Here is an 18377-nt window from a genome sequence, read left to right as displayed (position 1 = left end):
TCATCTGCGGTTCCTTAACTCTTTAATGTATTGCACATAATTTTACGTCAACTATATATAGCTCGTAATCTTGCTCTTGCAGTGTCAGCGGAAATTTTTTACAAAAATTACCTGCAATTTTATTGTGGTTAGTTGTTCCTCCTGGTCTTGGGATAATTTCTCCATCTATATATTCACTTCTGAATTCTGCTCGCTCTTCTAATTTCAAATATTCTTGTGGTGTGTAATAGCGTTTTTCTGTTTGTAAGACCATATATAATTTACCTGAATTATGTATGTGTACTATTTATATAGTACAGTATTGGGGAAATTGATTCTTTTTGAACCGCAGATGAACGCTGATGGACGCGGATAAAGGAGAGGGGCATTTTTCTAAGTTCGTTGAAAAATGACGGAAAGATTGTTTGCTGGCATTTGGTAGGTTTGTACTAAAGTCAGATTTTGCGTGCGTGCTGCGTCTACAACGTCGTTGAAGTCGCGCACTCCCCATTCTGGATTTTGCGATCGCAATGATTCGTCAAAAGCTGCATTGCTTGGGGCTGTATGTTTTCTATCGATTTTAAATGGGCCGTACATATATAAGATGCCTTCAGGTGGTAGGATACGATTGGCACCTGCCATGAGTCCCAGGCAAGCAGACCAGGGTGCAATGTGTATCATGTTAATGTTGACTATGGCTGTTATGGGTGAGTTATTTAAGTCATCAGTATAAGATTCTACTGACCACACTGGCGCACAAACATCAATGTCAATGGGTGGATAGAGATTTTCGGATGGAAGGTTTGCAGACCATGCAGCAATACTGGCGCGTAGTTGTGGATTGGGTTCGGAGGGTAGCCATTTACGGGGTCTCAGGCGTGGAGCAAAAAAGACGGCGTGTTCTCCAGTACCGCTTGCTACTTCTAAAATAGTACCTTGAGGGGGCAGTACGTTCAAAAGAACTTCTAAAATTGGTTCGCGGTTACGCTGCGTTGCAGGTGCGTATTTTCGAGGATCGTCATTTGTCATTGGTCATTTGTCATTGGTTATGAAAACTGAGGCACAGGTAAAACCTGTTTGTCAGTATATAATGATTACTTTAATGACGTAGAGTGAGTAAAGTGTAACATTTAAAAGACTCAAAATCTGGAAAGTACATTTAAGGGACTCAGTAGGTAGGCGGATATCAACAGAATTAAAAAATAATAATACGCCTGAAACCCTTACCAATGACAAATGACCAATGACAAATGACAAAGGATATGATTAAGCTTGGTTCACTGGTACAGTCCCGCAACAATGATTTGGGGATAGGAAAAGTTACGGAAATATTACCTAATGCTGATGCAAATGTTGAGTATTTCTGCTCAGTAGGACAACGGATCGAAAAAACTTTACACTTAAGTTCGTTGCATGAAGTCAGGCTACAGCCTCAGACTCGATGTTATACAATGTCGTCAACCCAGGAAACTTGGATAATTGGTAGAATTTGCACCTGGGATGAAGAGAGCGAACATTATCAAATTGACTTACCTGACAAGAAAACTATCTTTGCGACTGAACAGGAACTTTATGTCCGTTGCAATCGCTTGAAGACGAATCCTATTGAAATCTTGGGGATAAAGGGTCATGAAACGCCCTATTTCCACGATCGAAGATTGGCTTTCTACAAATGCTTGATTCAGCAACGTGCTGTGAGTCGCGGGATGACTGGATTGTTGAGCGCGAATATTGAGCTTTTTCCCCATCAGGTGGAAGTGGTTCGGCGGGTACTGGAAGATCCGGTTCAACGTTATCTGTTGGCTGATGAGGTGGGCTTAGGAAAAACGATTGAGGCTGGTGCTATTCTTCGTCAATACCTGTTGGATGAGCCTTCTGGAGACGCGGTAATCATAGTTCCGCAGTATTTAGTGGAACAATGGCGCACTGAGTTGGAAAGGTTTTACATTTCTCACTTTCCCAATAGGGTGAAGGTACTTGCTGTTGAGGATATTACCCAGGTGAGTCCAAATGCTAAATTGGGTTTCCTCATTTTAGATGAAGCTCACAACATTGCTGCTATGGCAAAGTCTTCGGACTCTTTGCAACGCAAGTGCTTTGAACGTTGCAAACTCCTCGCTCATAAAAGCGATCGCTTGCTGTTACTCTCTGCGACTCCTGTTGTCAATCGCGAACAAGATTTTCTCGCAATGCTTCACTTGCTAGACCCAACAGCTTATCAACTTGATGATTTAGCAGGTTTTTGCGATCGCGTACAAAAACGCCAAGATATTGGAAAAGTGCTGCTGTCTTTTAAAGAAGGCGCAAACCCCGTTGTCCTCAAAACTAACCTCCAACAACTTCGCAGTCTGTTTGCTGAAGATAAGTATTTACTGAATCTGGTAGACGAATTGCAAAATTGTTTGGAAGCAAAGGATGATGAGCGAGATAAGATAGTTCGAGCGATTCGCACCCACATCAGCGATACCTACAGACTTCACCGCCGCATGCTACGCAACCGCCGCGCTTCCGTAGAAGATGCGATTTTTGACCGCAATATTACGCCTAAAGTAGAGTATGACTTAGATGAGCGATCGCCCGAAATCCACGAACTGCTCGATAAATGGCGTACTGTCGCCCCTCATGAGGAGCAGTATCAACGAATTTTTCTGCTGTTATTCCAGGCGGCTGGTACTTGGTTGGGTATTTTAGAACAAGCGATCGCTGCACGTTTAAGCAGTAAAACTCATGCTAAACTCATTCAGGAGTTTGGTGAAGAAAATGTTCGCTTATTAACTGCAACACCTAAATTTTCAGGAGAAGAAGCGATTTTAGAGTCTTTACTCAAAATTATTCGTCAACCTGTAGAGGAGGGAGAACGGACGGAAAATTTGAAAACAGTGCTGTTGAATCAGCTAGCTGCGTACTTTAAAATTCCCAACGCAGTTCGTAGAAATAAAGATGAATTACTCACAAGGATACAGCAGAGAATTAGCAGACCACTGACTGAAGACACTTTACCCAAATTTGTTGTCTTTACCAGTTTTGTCCAAAGTTGTGCAGAAATTGTGCGGTCTTTATCGGATACCTTTGGCGCGGGGACAGTGGCTAGCCATCAATTTGGAGAATCGAGAGAAAAGATTGAGGAAAATATCAATAGGTTCAAGAATAACCCAAACTGCTTTATCTTGGTATGCGATCGCTCTGGAGAAGAAGGACGCAATCTCCAATTTGCTGACTGGTTAATTCACTTTGACCTTCCTTGGTTGCCCAATCAATTAGAGCAAAGAATTGGTAGAATTGACCGTATTGGTAGCAAAATAGGCGTTCAATCCTGTGTGTTGCTAGGTCCCTATTTAGAGGATAGTCCTCACAATGCTTGGTATCAAATACTGAAAGATGGATTTGGGATTTTCCAGCAATCAATTGCCAGTCTACAGTTTTATGTCGATGAAAAAGTGGCAGAGTTAGAAACAGTTTTGTTTCAATCAAGTGCGGCTGGATTGTTAAAAACGATTGAACCAATTCAAGAACAAATTCAAGCCGAAATCGTAAAAATTAGCGAACAGAATGCTTTAGATGAAATTGATGCTGGTGATGAAGGTGCAACTGAGTATTTTCAAGAGCTAGATAATTATGATGCAAAACATCTAGACATGAAACGAGCTATTGAAGCTTGGATTTGTGACGCGTTAGGATTTCAGCCAATCAATAACTCAAATTCATCAGAAGTGCGGCGCTATCAACCCACAACTCGCACGCTAGTTCCTGTGGATGATTTGAAAACTCGCTTTGCTAAGAGTTATCTAGACCAATTTGGCACTTATAACCGTAGGGTAGCCAATCAAAATCCCGGAATTAAACTCTTCCGTATAGGAGAAGGATTGGTAAACTCGCTCTTAAGTTATGTAGAATGGGATGACCGAGGTCAAGCCTTTGCTATGTGGCGTGCGGATGCATCTTGGAATGCGGCTCTTGGGATGGAATGGTTCGGGTTTCGATGCAATTATGTAGTGGAAGCCAATTTAAAACCAGCCAAACAAGTTTTAAAAGAGTACGATGTAGGGACTTCTAAGTACAAAATCTTGCAGCGACGTGCTGATGCTTTATTTCCGCCAATTATCGAAACCATATTTATTGATGGTCGCAACCAGCCAATAAGTATTGTTAAAGATGAAAAGCTTTTAAATATACTGCAACGTCCTTACAATAATAAAAGCAATCATCCGTACCGAGATTACAATCTGGCAAAGGAAGATGTCGAAATTATTGACGATTTTGTAGATGCAAGTCAATGGCAAAAGTTTTGCTATCAAGCATATAAGACATCTTCGGAATTACTCGCCAGTCGTCCTGATTTTATAGACTTGTGCAAACGATATGCGAAAACTGCACAGAAGAAGTTAGAGAATCGAGAAGAACAGTTACGCCTGCGTCTGAACCAACAGAGTGGCGATCGCGTCCTAGCTGAAGAATTGGAGATAGAAAATGCTTTAAGTGCAGCCATTTTAGAAGGAATTCGCAAACCCCTCCTCAGGCTTGATTCTGTCGGCTTCATCATTGTGTCTGGGCGAGCGCCCGTAACATCTGATTGGAGAGATAAATAGGTAGAATGACATTGAGCCATACCCCTAACTAGAAGTTAGAGGTTTCTGGCTTCTCTTTACAGCTATTTTCAGGTAAATAGACCACAGCCGTAGGGGCGCAAGGCATTACGCCCCTACCAACGGTGTGGTTCATTTAGGTGAAAACTGCTGTAATAGGAGTATTCTATCTGCAATTTAATGTTTTGCAGCTTCAATCTCATAGCATTTCAGAATTAATGGAGTAAGGTTATTTAAATCAGCAATAGAAGAAATTGTTACTTTTGACAATATTTCTCCAGTTGATGGGACTTCTTGGACAGAAAAGCTTGGAGCTAATGATTTTGCCTCATCAACACCTAACCGAACAATAAATGATTTTTTAGTTGGAGAAGACAAGTAGAGTCGCAAAAACCACCAAGTTTTTTTACCAAGATTTAAACCAAAATACGAAACAGTATCTTTGTATTGTACTTCATACTTATATTTATTTGAAGTTTTTACAATAGCTTTAATCTTCTCAAAAGCTGAAAGTTCTTCTTCAGTTGTCACTACTTTTGAAGGGTCAGTATCGGGATCGTCATCATTTTCGATAATAGACGGTTCAATCTCCTTGGTAAATACTGGAGAAGTGTTAGCCATTTCTTGACTTAATGAACGAGTCATTAATTCTAGTAAGCTTTCTTGAATAGATTTTTTCACAATTGGTCTAAATTGCTGAATAACTCTAGCATTTTTAACTCCTTTATATTCATATTTAGAGGCTACTGAAGCAAGTTTACCAATCAAAAAATGAACAAATTCATCAGATGGAGAACGTAAAAGATTACTTACTAGCTGGGTCATTCCTTGTACATACACCATTTCTGATGCTTGTTTGCTAATAGCAGTAGCATCAAAATTGTCTCGATGAAAGAGCTTTAGATTTTCAACGTCTTTCGACTCATAGTCAAGAACATTGAAACTAAAAAAAGGCTCATTATCCATAATATTAGGTTCACGTAGGTCAGTGAAGAAGCGGTACTCAATCCCGTTAGTCACGACACCAACCCTTGCTGTTATCAAAGTATTAAAATATGCTCTCAACTGTCCATCATGTGCTTCTGGTTTCTCTCCACAAGCCTTGGCTTCAATAAGCATAACTATGTTACCGTTGATGGCAAGAGCAAAATCGACTTTCTTTGGCTTGGTTGTACCTTTAACTGCAAAGTCGGCTATGTACTCTGGCATGACTTCAGCAGGCTCATGCACATCATAACCAAGAGCGCTGAGAAAAGGGAGAATGAGCGCAAACTTAGTAGCCTCCTCGCTCACAGCTTTCCCTGAATTATTACGAACTCTATCAGCCACTCTGGTAATGTCTTCCGTAAATCCCATCTTAATCTCCTGTGTGATAATCACCTTTCATCAGTGTTCCCAATTTGAGGGAAGATCTCACCATGCATTCTGGTACGGTTGTATGAGCTTAGAAACTCTTAACTAGAGCGCCGATACAGTAGTCAAAAAGGAGGCAAAAAAGCCGGTTCCTCTTTGGTCTAAAGCTTGATAGATCATATGCTCAACTCGAAGAAACCGGGTTTTTGTGATTTCTGTACCGATGCTCTAGTAAACCTGTTTTAATCGTCAAAATGGATTGGCTTACTGTTGAAGTGATTACAGACAGTATTAGATAATATCAAGTAAATTCTTAATTTATCTGTTAGATTTTCCATTGTACAATTTGCTGTAATTGAATATCGTAGATAATCAGTTTTACCTTGAATTATGCCGACTTACTTATTTGTGACGAAACAAGAAATCATAGACATTTACGTGAACAGACGTGTTAACCAGTTAGTAAATCTGATGGCAATATCTGTATGAGGACGAAGAGCTTGCTTAGTAATTGCTTGTCCCAAAGGACGACCTGGTTCATCTTGCCAAGCAAGATACGTGTGAATAACAGCTTTACTAAAATCTACAGCTTTAAAAGTTGTAGCTCCCTGTGCTTGAGCTTCTTCAACACATTCTCTCGCAAACGCTAGAGATGTTGGTTCTGCTAGTTCGGCACAAAAATCTTCCAACTTACCAGAATCTTGATTATTTGGCATTAGCCAAAATCCAAGTTTAGGTTCATCTGCAGTTCCGTCAACTATCGTTCCATCAATATCAGGAATATCAGGAAATTTATAACTGTAGTGTTTTAACTTACTTTTGATACTTTCCCATCTGCCTTCAAGCGAAGGACTATCAGCATCAAGCATGACTCCTATAACTTGCGGAGGATTGGGTCGAATAATTAAAGCGTTGAGACGTTTTAGAACTTTCGTATCTCCGTTGCACTCATATAATCCAAAAGTTTCAGGAACTTGGTGAGTAGCACACAAAGCCATAACAACATGGCAATCGTCTGTTCCTTCAACAAGCAACACTCTATCGGTATCCTGCTTACAGATATGGCTCATATCACTTAGCGCACTTCAACATCCACATCAATAGCATCACTCAGCACTTCAGATGTATACTCTGTTACCTTGACCAAATGCTCTTTAGCTTCAAGCCGAAAGAAAGCACCAAGTGAAGGATATTTATTCCATGCACTGTCAAAACTCTTAACACAATCCCGACTGTGTGTGGTTGCAAAAATTTGAACATTAAGTTTCTCTGATAAATAAAAAACAATGTCCCAAACTTTAGGTTGTATACTCCAGTGCAATCCATTTTCAAATTCATCTATTAAGAGAAGCCCGTTGCGAGAATTGACAAGAGCAACAATAATATGGAATAAACGAGTCATACCATCCCCCACGCTTTTAAGAGGTAATGGCTCATCTATTCCTTCAATTTTGACTAATGGAATCCGATTATCGCTTCCACGTCCCTTGCTAATGTCTTCTACAAAAGCAACTCCAGACACTCGGTCATCAATAATTGTCAGAGCAGAGATAACTTCCGATTCCAAATTAGTTAAACTTGTTAGATCCCAAAGAGCAGCTAATTTTCGAGTAGGCATATTATCTGTCGAGACCACTTGCCATGTATATTTAAATTCGGAATCTTGTCGTTCATACACTACCCTTGAACCACGTCTAATTTCTCTAACATCTTTATCTAATCTAAAAAGTGTTCTAGTTTTTTTGTCTTCTTCCACCACAAGAAAAACTTCAATATTTGATAGTTCTTCTCCAAAAACTACATCGGAAATACGAATTCGTCTCATGACTCCTTCGCTATTATATCTACTTTGGTATGGAGCAACACTTATATGAAGTTGTGTTTTTGAGGAAATTTCGCCAAGGGTAATGCCCTCTTCTCCTATTTGGGGCAATCTATGACCAAAGAAGAGGTGACGCACAGGATTATCAAGAAAATTTTTCGGATATGGTTGAGCTTCACTAAACCAATTTTGTTGCCTGGAGTCCACAAGATCGAGAAGAATTATGGGTGAAGCATTGCTAGCATACAGTTCTATTGCTTCCAAAAATGTACTCTTGCCAGCATTATTCTTGCCAACAATTAGGTTAACGTGACCTAGTCTTTCAACCTTAAGGTCTCGAAAGAGCCTAAAGTTACGTACTTCAAAAGACTTTAGCATATAAACTTCCTGTTTTGCCTTTCCTCTAACTTACAAGATAGTCATTCACGGAAAAATGCCACAACCAATCATGAAAAAGGAATAATCCCCTACTCTCCACTCCCCATTCCCTACTCCCTACTCCCTACTCCCCACTCCCTATGTTATAGCCATTGCGCCCGTTGGCTTTGGCTTGATACAAAGCTCGATCTGCGATCGCAATGACATCTTCGGGTAATAATTCTGGTGTGGGGCTCAAGCAGGCAATACCGATGCTGACAGTTATACACTGACTGACATAAGAGCGAACGTGAGGAATTTGAAGTTGGGCTACTGCTTGTTGAATTTGCTCTGCAATCTGTACTGCTCCTACCGTATCCGTACTGGGGAGAAGGATGGCAAACTCTTCTCCTCCATAACGAGCAACTAAATCGGTAGGTCGTTTCACAACTGTATCTAGCGTTTGGGCAAATTGTTGCAAACACCGATCCCCTGCTTGATGACCGTAGTAATCGTTGTAGAGTTTGAAGTGATCGATATCGCAAAGAAGCAAACTTATGGGAGACTGTTCTCGTTTTGAACGTTGCCATTCGCGATCGAGAAATTCATCAAAGCTGCGACGATTGGCAATCTGAGTTAATCCATCTAAAGTGGCAAGACGCTGTAGTTCTTGATTGGCTCTTTCCAACTGTTGATAGAGTTCTGACTGTTGAATTGCGATCGCCAATTGAGTACTTAACTGCCGCAATAAATGCCAAGTTGCTTGTTGCCAATGATATGGCATAGAACAATGGTGAGCAATTAATAATCCCCAAAGGTTCTGATGAATTATAATGGGAACAACTAGAATGGCTCTGACTTGCAACATCTTCAGCAAGTTGACGTAACATGGATCTAAATTGGCTTTTAAAATGTCATTAACTGCATGAATGCGTCCTTGAAAGTAGGAATGGGAAATTGTTTTTTGAAAGCAAGGATCTTGAATGCTCTGGCCGAGAATAGAAAAGGATGGATCTGATATTGATTCCGCTATCACTGTTCCATACCAGTCCGAGTCAAATTGGTAGATGACAACTCTGTCAATTTGAAGAAACTGCCGCACTTCTTCTACAGTGGTAGTTAGGATAGAGTCTAAATGCAGAAACTGACGGATGTTTTGAGCAATAACCCCAATCAATCTCTCCCGATGTATTGCCTGCTGTTCCCGTTCTAATGCTCGTCTGAGAGCTAACTCTGTTTGTTGACGTTCTGCTAGATCTGTTTGTATCTGGCGGTAAAGATCGGCTTGGTGGATTGCGATCGCTAACTGTCCTGAAATCTGGCTGAGCAAATCTGCTTCCCACTGTTGCCAGTATCGCGGGGCTTGACATTGATGAGCGATTAACAAACCCCAAAGCTTAGCCTGTCCGAGAATAGGAATCACGATTTTAGACCTAACACCCAGTTGTTTGAGTGTTTCTGCAAGGCATGGAGCCATTTCATCTCGTTCAATATCCGTGATACTTTTGACACGTCCTTCATAATAAAGTAAATAATTATCTCTAGGAAAAATTTCTTCTGGCAATGGTTGTCCGGTAATCATTGGAATATCCTTGGCAACCGCTTCACCAATCACAGTACCCGTACCATCATCCATAACCTGATAAACTAAAGCTCGGTCTGCTTGCAGCAATTGCCGGACTTCTGCAACAGCAGTATTCAAAACCTCCTCTATGCTTAAAGATTGGCGAATGCGTTGAGTCAATTGCGAAATCAGACGTTCTCGTTCTGCCTGTTGTCGCAAAGCTATTTCTGCTTGCTTAAGAGAAGTAATATCCACACATACAGACGTTACTATCCAGCTATCGCCAACTTCATCGCGTCTCGAGCAACATATACCCAAAATCCACCGTACAGAACCATCTTGATGCCGAAACCGATATTCTATGTTTCTCGTGCGTTCGGCGAACATATCCTCGTACAATGGAGTAATCACTGTTTCCCAGTCTTCTGGAAGTATTGTTGACCTCCAAAGATTTTTATCTGCCATGATTTCCTCAGCAGTGTAGCCAAGGACAGACTCAGTACCTGCAGAGCAATATTCATACTCCCAATCTCTATTGGAAAATATTCGGTAGCAGCAAATTGCTGCTCTTGCTCCATTCAAGATATCGCTGAATTTTGCTTCGGACTCTTGCAGTGCTTGTTCAAGTCGTTTGCGATCGCCCTTTGAGCGGCTCCCGGAAGGAGCATCGCCAAGTACTTGAGAAATGACTCCAATCAATCGAATAGCTGCATACAATACAACACACACAGCTAGGGCTTCAATCCCTCCTGAAAGCCAGTACTGCGTATGCCAAAGCGTCCAAATCTCTATTAGATAACTTGTACCACAGGCGATTAATAAAACTCCAAATAATACAAAAACTCGATTGTCAGGCAAGTCTTTTCGCTTACAAACTAAATATATTAATGTTGCTGCAATAGAGTAGACAGCTAAAATAACCAACACATTAGAAATTAACTCAAGCACTGCCAATTCCGGTTGTTGAGAATAGCAATGCTCATGGGCAATAGATAATGTGGCTATCAAAAATAATGTTATTTGATGCAGAATAACCACCTCGCTTTAGGAAAGCAATTTCTGAGAGTTCAAGTTTACTCTAATCAATGAGAACTTACGTACTGTACAAATTGATCATTATATAAATCTATAGATAATGGTCATTTCAGATTTGTAGGGGCGCAAGGCATTGCGCCCCTACTGTGGGTGATGATGGTTCTCATTGATCAAAAAATCAAACGTTGAGGCGCTAAAAATGCTTACCGTTAATTTTTTCTTCTTTTAAAAGCAAGTAGTATAAATTCCCAGTACTACCCGTGATACCAGCCCGATAACCAGCTAAAGAACCTGTTCCCATAAAATAATCGACACGTCCCGGACTTTTGATAGCACTACCTGTATCTTGGTCAAGTACAAAGCGATTGACCTGACGCGATTCCAGCCCACCACCTTTTTTAGGATAGGGAAATGAGGCATAAATCAGTGCCAACGCTCCAGGAGGCATGAGAGATTTATCTGTAGCAATGCTACGCTCTGCAGTTACAGGTACACCCGTACTGCCGGAAGCAGACTCGCCATTAGTTTCCTGAAAGAAAACAAAGCGTTCCCACAGAGGTAAATATTCATTTAAATCTTGGGGATTGCGGTTAAAATATGATATAATACTCGGCATAGTAGCGTTTTCACGCTTAAGTTTACCATTTTTAACAAGTTCTTTTCCAATACTTGTCCAAGGGTAGTCTGTGCCACCTGCAAAACCAACAGAGGTTGTAGTGCCATCAGTCAGTTTGAGTTGAGCAGAACCTTGAATGTGAATCAGATATGCATCCAATCGATTGCGAAACCAAAACATTTCCAAACCGCGCAACGGGCTTTTCTCTCCTAGCAAACCATTTTTCCCCTCTAAATCAATACGCTTGGGATGCGGTTTTGCCCATTGGTCAAAATTTGGCGGAAGTCGGTAAAGCGGATATTTATAGACAGCAGTTTGGGTACGACTGGCAGTATAAACTGGTTCGTAGTAGGCAGTAAATTTAACAGTACCTTTACCATCACTACCAACGGACTTATAAAAAACAAATTCCCGACGGACAGCAGCTTGTAATTGTGCTGGGGATTTGGAGTTAACGACCAATTGGCGAAAACGTATCAAACTACGACGGACACGATCTAGGGTAATTTCTTTAATGGGATAATTTTGATAAGCTAAAACTGCCTTATCAGTTTGTAAATAACGCAAGCTGTTATCAATAGAAGCTAGTAATGCTTGTTTATCACCCTGTTTACCCTTTTGTCCCCAAATTTGCTCATCCCAACCCAAGCATCGCGCTGGAGATTTACACGTTCCTACATCTGTTACTGTAAGTGGTGGAGGTAGCGGTTCGGTTGAGTTGTTAGGAAATGGTAATGGCGGTATAGTGGGGATCTGAGCGATCGCTGACCAGATAGGGTTAATGAGGGTAATACCTAGACTCAAAGAAAGTAAAGCAAGGGTTTTTTTCATAATTTCTATCAATCTAATTGGTTGATCGGCATAACAATTCTCTGCTCATTGTTATAAATTGTCACTAGTACTCCACCACATAAATTCTGATGGGCTGCGTTCTTCAGAATCCCGTATTGTTAAAGAAACCAGGATTCTCGATCCCCATCAAAATTACTATTGCACCCCTAGATGCACTGGTACAAGCAATGGGAAAAAAGTATCTAAAATTTTTCCCTTTATGAGGTCTGCAAGAAAATTATTTTGTTATTATTTTGCAGCTAGTTCATCTGCAGTGGATGCTTAGACAAAGTGTTCCCTTCCAGACAAAATAGTTACACTTTTGTCAAACTAAAATCACTCAATTTGCCTGTTGTTAAACCTTTGAGCGGAATAGTCTAAGTAGATATTCTGAAAAGAATTCTTGTTGTGATAACAAAGAAAAATTATGTCTATCGTCAAAATCACGGAATTACAATCCGTCAACCAAATTCAAGAACTGAGCGATGAAGATTTAAAGTCTGTAGTCGGCGGACTGGCTAACGTCGGACTTTTTGGAATTTTAACCAGTCTCTTATTCGGCTTCACTTTTAACGATCTGTTCAAAGGAGGTATACAAGATAACGAGCCACCAGAAGCTCCAGAGCCACCAGAAGCTCCAGAGCCACCAGAGGCTCCATAGTCGGTTTGAGCAATCTGCCAAGAGAATTAAATTTAGTTTAGTTGAGGAAAATCGGAGGTTGGCTTGTCTTCATTTTTGGATAAAGAATGAAAGAGGATTTTTTTCATTCTTTATCCTTTATCGGTTTTCTACTCTTCTACACCAACAGTAATCTTCTTTGTATAGTACTCAGTCTTCGCATATACGCTAAGAATGCTGTCACCTACTTCAAAAAATGTCCCTTCTTGTTCATCTTTAGAAAATAGCAAGTTTGGATATTTTGCAGCTAGTTCATCTGCTGTTGATGCTTTGGCTTGCATCTCATCTGGTAACAGTCCTGTAGAACCTATGTAAAATATCAAAGGACAGATTTTATCGCGGTAAATTCTTTCCACATACGCTTCTAATTTTTTATCTGCTGCTGTTAAAGCCGTTACCATCTCTTCTTTATTAACTGGTTTACTATCCCACTTATCTTGTAAGACTCGCACCAAATTATCAGCCCCAACTCTAACAAGGATAGCTGTCACAACACCATTTTTCTCTAATCCTAAAAAATCCTCGAAAATAGGTTTCATAAATTCATCCACTTTGGTGATTTTTGTACGGGAGGACAGTTGCTTGTGGTTGTAAGCGACATTTTCATTGAAAGCGAGTTCAAAAGTAGGCTTTTGGAAAATTTCTCCAGTTTCTTTGTCATATACCTGATACATTCTGTCAAGAAACTTGTTTGCAGAATGTAGTTTACTGAGGTTGAGAATCTCTTTGCTACCAATATCAATTTTATAGCTGACTCTAGAATCAATAATGCCAGTTGTTAGGGCTTCATTGATGTCTGTGTATTCGTTCGTGGTTGGAAAGTTAATGTAAAGGCTCTTTGAAAGATAATGCTTTTTCAACTCTTCCAACTGTTCTGGTAAAAAGAGATCTGACTCTTCTTTTAAATGAGCAGAAATGATACTGGAAAGAACTTTGATTTCTGCTAACTGGTTGAATAAACTATCGATACTGCTGTAATGTCCTTCAAAAGGTACTAAAGGTAAATTGTCTAGCTTAATAGTGTACTCGTCGTGGAAATCAAATTCTTTTGCAGGAGAACCATCTTTTTCTAGTACGCCTTGTTCTTTCAAGGCTTCAAAAGCTTTCTTGCTGCTGATTTTCACGCGCAATGATTTCACGTTGAGGTCACCATCACTGACGATAGTGTAATTATTAAAACTAGCTAGGTCATTAACTAACAATCCTGCGACTTCAATAATGGGAGTTTTGTCTTCTGCTTTAACCAGTCTGACTTTACGAGTGACAAGCATATTGACCGTGGCGGTGTTGTGATTAATCTCAAACGACCCCATACCAATATAGTCAGTTTTATCTATATACTCGGTTGTTAACCAAGGCTTGACAAGATTGCCATTTTCATCTCTGGAACCGTTAACTCTTTTGATTCCCTTTCTTTGATAGTTTTCCTGTAAGTGCTTGAAGTTAATAATGATGCTGCTACGATGTTCTTCCAAAACTTTGATGAGTTCTAAGAGGGAAGTTTTCTCATTAACTTTCACTTTATCTAGGATTTCATGCTCGCTCAAGACGTTGGGATAGAACAGTGCAATGTCAATATCTTGTGCAAAGTCGGCGACGTGTTCGTTTGTTAGTGCTTTAGCGTGTCTTTCAGTTAAAGTAGCATTAAAGGTACTCGCGATCGCATACTTAGCTGTATTTAAGTTTCCTTCTGCTAAGTTTGCTTTTGCAAAGGCGTACACTGATTCATCATTTTGAGCCACAGGAACATCTAATTGCTCGTAAGCCTCTTTGGTAATTTGTTTATATTTGTAGACGAGCGCTTCATCATCTGACTTTAAACCACAAATTTTTAAAGTCCCTGTTGTCCCGTTAATTTTTTTGGCACTTTTAGAGAAGAGAATTTGATAGCTGTAATCAGCAGCTAAAGGTTCTTCTATGGCTGGTGCTACTGAACTACCCAATAACTTGGAAGTGCTGTAAATAGCGTTATAAACTTCTTTGACATCACCCGCTTTAATACATACACCAGAGACAATATTGGCAATCTTTGAAAGAAGTTTGAAGTCAGAGGAGTAGGAATAAGCAATAGTATTCACAAAAACATCTTTGCCTTTGAGTTCTTGACAAATTATCTCAAGGGCTTTGGCTTCTGCACTGGGGCTGGTATCGTTCGCATAACCATCACTGTGGAGAGTGATAGCAGTTAATTCTCCCTCTTGTATCATCGATTTCGCCATCTCCATTGATTGGGAGATACACGTTGCATAAGTTGCGCGAATTTGTCTAATGGCTTCTAGGTATGGAGAATTTTGTTTCATCACTTCTTGAATGGGAATCCGTTGGAAGTGACAAGAGACATCGCCTTTAGAGGAATAGGATATTAAGGTGATAACTAACTGGAAATTGATGTATTCATCAAGAGTCAAAAGTTTAATCAAAGTGTCTTTTAATGCCTGAATGTCACCACACATCGAACCAGAGCGATCGATGATAATAATGCTATGGGCTACAGATTTGTCCGGAATATCACCAGGCTCTCTTTCTAAGTGGACTTTATCGACTAAGTAGTAAGCTTTTTCTTTGCCTGCAAAATTGTAAAGAGTAAATTTTGTTCTCGTATTTTGTGTGGATGTCCTGTTGTTAGGAAGTTTTGCACTGTTGTTTTTTGATGATTTCTTTGCCATATTTATTCTTACCCCATTTCATCCTTCACACTTTATCCTTCATCCTTTCCTACGGTCACCCTGGATAATACGAGTCTTGAAAACCTGAGATTGTCAGGGTAAACACGTAATTTTTGTACGAAAAGCTATGCTACTCCCTTCAGTGCTATAAGACTACCGAACTTCTTGTCTTCTTTCTTCGCGCTCTTCGCGTCTTTGCGGTTCATTTAGATAGGTAATCTTTGGGCGGAAATGCAGAGATTTGTGATGTTACTCCTTGTGCGAACGACTATTACTTATTTGAATGAACCGCAAAGACGCAAAGGACACGAAGAAAGAGGGAAGGAAGTTTAGTCATCTTCTCAAGGGAGAATCTACTCCCAACTCCTGTGAGGGAGAAGGGTTGGGGATGAAAGTTTCTCATTTATAGTACTATTGTACCATAAAAATGCCAAATCAAGAAATTCTTCTACAAAAACTGAGTGTGCTATAAACGAGTGAATTATCAGCAGTCATTGTTTTCATCATGACAATAGTGCAACTAACATCCAGAATTGAAAGTGTGAAGGTCTACTCTGCTGGAGCGACAGTCACCCGGTTTGCTGAGTTATCTCTGACACATGGAAAATTGCCAGAACAGGTAGAAATCGCCGAGCTACCTCTAAGTCTTGACGATCGCAGTGTGAGGGTAAAAGTGGAAGTAGAAAGGGGAACTGCGCCCTTGGCTAACGATGTTCGTATTGGTTTAGCTGTTCCTCCACCGCCTGAGATACCCAGTCCGCCTCTTGATGAAGAAATACGTGCTGCAACTGCTCAAGTCCAACAGCTAGAAAACCTCATCACTCTAATTGAGAATGAAATTGAGGTGTTAGATAAATTGCACGTACCAAACCGACCTAAAGAAGAACCGGGTAAAGCTCCTCCGCCTTCTCCAACAAGCGCCCGCCTTGCACTAGCAAATTTCAGTGACGAGCAAATTCGCCTCCGCCTTCAAGAAGCGCGAGAAAATCGGGAAAAACTGCGGTTAGCTCGTGAAAACTTGGCAGATTTGGAACAAAAGCAGCGTCTGGCTTCAAGTGCAAAGGATGCTCGACCAAATGAGCTTCGCAAAACAGCTATTGTTAGCTTGAGTTATGAAGGTGACGCTCCTGATGCTGAGGTCGGACGGTTAATTGTCGAATATTTTGTTCCTGGCGCACGTTGGACACCAACTTATGTGTGTCGGTTAAATAGTGCTGAGTCTAGCGCGTCTATTGCAGTGCGATCGCTCTTATGTCAGCGCACGGGTGAAGATTGGTCTGGGGTGCGTTTGGAACTTTCTACTGCAGAACCATTGGCTTGGTGTGCGCTACCAGAGTTACCGTCTTTACGACTTGGTAAAGCTCAACCTGTCAGTAAAAAATCGGGATGGCGCAGACCCCCAATTGGTGTTGAAGTACTTTTTGAGGATTATGACCGACAACAGGAAGCTGCACTCCTTGCTAGTATGCCTGAAAATGCGATCGCAGAGCAATTCTCATCAGTTTATGTTCCTCCTCTGACAGCAGTTCACCCTTTAAAGTCGCAGTTAGAAATTGAAGAAGAATTCGAGCGGGGCTTTCCTGCTGCAGGTGCTGCATACGGTGCATCTTACGCAGACGAAGAGCCTCAAGATCCAACAAGCCTGATTCCTCTAGAAGAATTACAACTCAGTACAGCAGCTTATAAAGCTTTGAAACGCGCTCAAATTCATAGTGTGGCAGATTTGTTGAACTTAACGCAAGAAGATTTACAACAAATCCAGTATTTGAGTCAGCAGTCTGCTCAAGAGTTGACTAACGCCTTACAACAACGTTTTGGCATCACCCTATCATCAGAAAAAAATGAAGAAATTGCATCCGTCCGTTCTTTAGTGACGCGAAGTATACCAGCACCAGCACCACAATTTTTAACTCTTAAACGGGGGCTTAGTACCGGAACGACTCAAAGTAAAAGCGATCGCGAAGTGTTTGATTCACTCCTAGCATATAATATGATGCGATTGGGCGAAGCTAATAACCGTGCAAAACGCGGTAAATTATCGATTGAGCAACAACAGGAAGTTTATATAGAAAGCCTCAAGCGCCAACAAGTTGTGGTGAATTTTGATGTTTTGGAAGTCGTACAACAAGCAGTCAATAATGCTCAAAGTTGTCTTAGGACAACACTTCCTCCCGGTGGTATTAACGTGCGAACCGTCGCTGGATCTTTTGATTATGCTTACTGCGCTGATGGACGGGTCGATGTTCCTTCTGATGGGCAATTTCATTCTGTGGCATTGACTGGTAAAACAACAGATGTAGACTTACGGTATATCGTGGTTCCTCGTGAAGATACCAATGTCTTCCGGATTGCCCAACTTCGCAATCCCCTACTCGCACCGCTACTAGCTGGTTCTGCGGATGTTTACGTAGATGATGAGTATATTTTATCCACTCATATTGCTACCGTTCCACCTCAAGGACACATGGAACTAGGGCTTGGGGTTGAACAAAGCATTAAGGTGGCTCGGAATACATCTTATCAGGAAGTGCGATCGGGTGAAACAATAGTTGCTTTTAACGAATTGCGTCATTGTATCAAAATTGATATTACTAACTTGATGCCGAGAAGTGCAAGAATAGAAGTGCGAGAACGCCTTCCTGTTCCAGCTGAAGGTGCTAAAGTTGATGTTCAAGTCGAGCAGGTCATACCTGATTGGGAGAAGTACAAACAGGAGGAGCGTTCTGCACCTATAGTTGGAGGTTACCGTTGGTTAGTGGAAGTTCCAGCAAAAGAACAAAAAAATTTATCAGTTGAGTATACTATTAAGACTTTTGTAGATAGTGAACTGATTGGCGGAAATCGAAGAGAGGAATAATAACCGCAGATGAACGCAGACGAACGCGGATGTAA

Annotated in this window: 10 protein-coding genes and 1 pseudogene; 3 read left to right on the top strand and 8 right to left on the bottom strand. The window is 40.8% G+C overall.

The genetic code is table 11. The features are described from left to right. Positions 1 to 37: 37 nt before the first annotated feature. Together WA1_RS46100 and WA1_RS46095 are read right to left on the bottom strand one after the other, a co-directional pair. A pseudogene (locus WA1_RS46100) lies at positions 38 to 253 on the bottom strand (Uma2 family endonuclease); the annotation flags it as partial. Positions 254 to 372: 119 nt separating this feature from the next. After that, entirely contained in the window at positions 373 to 1008 is a 636-nt protein-coding gene (locus WA1_RS46095) for a DUF938 domain-containing protein (RefSeq protein ID WP_017744306.1), read from the bottom strand. Between the two features lie 221 nt (positions 1009 to 1229). Here WA1_RS46095 and dpdE point away from each other — a divergent pair, with 221 nt between their 5' ends. Continuing rightward, positions 1230 to 4565, top strand: a complete 3336-nt coding sequence (gene dpdE, locus WA1_RS46090) for a protein DpdE (protein ID WP_017744305.1) — start codon at positions 1230 to 1232, stop codon at positions 4563 to 4565. Positions 4566 to 4739: 174 nt separating this feature from the next. Here dpdE and WA1_RS46085 read toward each other — a convergent pair whose 3' ends face one another. The 5 genes from WA1_RS46085 to mltA form a co-directional block, all read right to left on the bottom strand. Next, positions 4740 to 5918: a type I restriction endonuclease gene (locus WA1_RS46085; RefSeq protein ID WP_017744304.1), complete on the bottom strand. Its 1179-nt coding sequence runs from the start codon at positions 5916 to 5918 to the stop codon at positions 4740 to 4742. Positions 5919 to 6349: 431 nt separating this feature from the next. Further along, positions 6350 to 6985: a DUF3226 domain-containing protein gene (locus WA1_RS46080; protein WP_026134745.1), complete on the bottom strand. Its 636-nt coding sequence runs from the start codon at positions 6983 to 6985 to the stop codon at positions 6350 to 6352. 5 nt (positions 6986 to 6990) lie between these two features. Next, positions 6991 to 8115 (bottom strand): AAA family ATPase, encoded by a 1125-nt coding sequence (locus WA1_RS46075; protein WP_017744302.1) that lies wholly within the window; start codon positions 8113 to 8115, stop codon positions 6991 to 6993. A 124-nt stretch (positions 8116 to 8239) separates the two neighbouring features. Continuing rightward, a complete protein-coding gene (locus WA1_RS46070; protein ID WP_017744301.1) occupies positions 8240 to 10696 on the bottom strand; it encodes a diguanylate cyclase domain-containing protein in 2457 nt (818 codons plus the stop codon). A 190-nt stretch (positions 10697 to 10886) separates the two neighbouring features. Then, positions 10887 to 12140 (bottom strand): murein transglycosylase A, encoded by a 1254-nt coding sequence (gene mltA / locus WA1_RS46065; protein WP_017744300.1) that lies wholly within the window; start codon positions 12138 to 12140, stop codon positions 10887 to 10889. Between the two features lie 427 nt (positions 12141 to 12567). Between mltA and WA1_RS46060 the strand changes: the two genes are divergently transcribed. Beyond that, on the top strand, positions 12568 to 12801 hold the full coding sequence (locus WA1_RS46060) for a bacteriocin (protein ID WP_017744299.1): 234 nt from the start codon (positions 12568 to 12570) through the stop codon (positions 12799 to 12801). A gap of 128 nt (positions 12802 to 12929) precedes the next feature. Here the strand turns inward: WA1_RS46060 and WA1_RS46055 are convergent, their stop codons facing one another. Continuing rightward, positions 12930 to 15485, bottom strand: a complete 2556-nt coding sequence (locus WA1_RS46055; protein ID WP_017744298.1) for a vWA domain-containing protein — start codon at positions 15483 to 15485, stop codon at positions 12930 to 12932. Between the two features lie 505 nt (positions 15486 to 15990). Between WA1_RS46055 and WA1_RS46050 the strand changes: the two genes are divergently transcribed. After that, positions 15991 to 18342, top strand: a complete 2352-nt coding sequence (locus WA1_RS46050) for a mucoidy inhibitor MuiA family protein (RefSeq protein WP_017744297.1) — start codon at positions 15991 to 15993, stop codon at positions 18340 to 18342. The last annotated feature ends 35 nt before the right edge of the window (positions 18343 to 18377 follow it).

This window comes from Scytonema hofmannii PCC 7110 (assembly GCF_000346485.2).
Lineage (GTDB): Bacteria > Cyanobacteriota > Cyanobacteriia > Cyanobacteriales > Nostocaceae > Scytonema > Scytonema hofmannii.
Note: the sequence above shows the minus strand (reverse complement) of the source record. Positions and strands in the feature narration are given on the sequence as shown.

Bases quoted from the DNA above. Each gene is read 5' to 3' on its own strand.
- WA1_RS46095 (WP_017744306.1), bottom strand. From the start codon at position 1,008: ATGACAAATGACGATCCTCGAAAATACGCACCTGCAACGCAGCGTAAC.
- dpdE (WP_017744305.1), top strand. From the start codon at position 1,230: ATGACAAAGGATATGATTAAGCTTGGTTCACTGGTACAGTCCCGCAAC.
- WA1_RS46085 (WP_017744304.1), bottom strand. From the start codon at position 5,918: ATGGGATTTACGGAAGACATTACCAGAGTGGCTGATAGAGTTCGTAAT.
- WA1_RS46080 (WP_026134745.1), bottom strand. From the start codon at position 6,985: ATGAGCCATATCTGTAAGCAGGATACCGATAGAGTGTTGCTTGTTGAA.
- WA1_RS46075 (WP_017744302.1), bottom strand. From the start codon at position 8,115: ATGCTAAAGTCTTTTGAAGTACGTAACTTTAGGCTCTTTCGAGACCTT.
- mltA (WP_017744300.1), bottom strand. From the start codon at position 12,140: ATGAAAAAAACCCTTGCTTTACTTTCTTTGAGTCTAGGTATTACCCTC.
- WA1_RS46060 (WP_017744299.1), top strand. From the start codon at position 12,568: ATGTCTATCGTCAAAATCACGGAATTACAATCCGTCAACCAAATTCAA.
- WA1_RS46055 (WP_017744298.1), bottom strand. From the start codon at position 15,485: ATGGCAAAGAAATCATCAAAAAACAACAGTGCAAAACTTCCTAACAAC.
- WA1_RS46050 (WP_017744297.1), top strand. From the start codon at position 15,991: ATGACAATAGTGCAACTAACATCCAGAATTGAAAGTGTGAAGGTCTAC.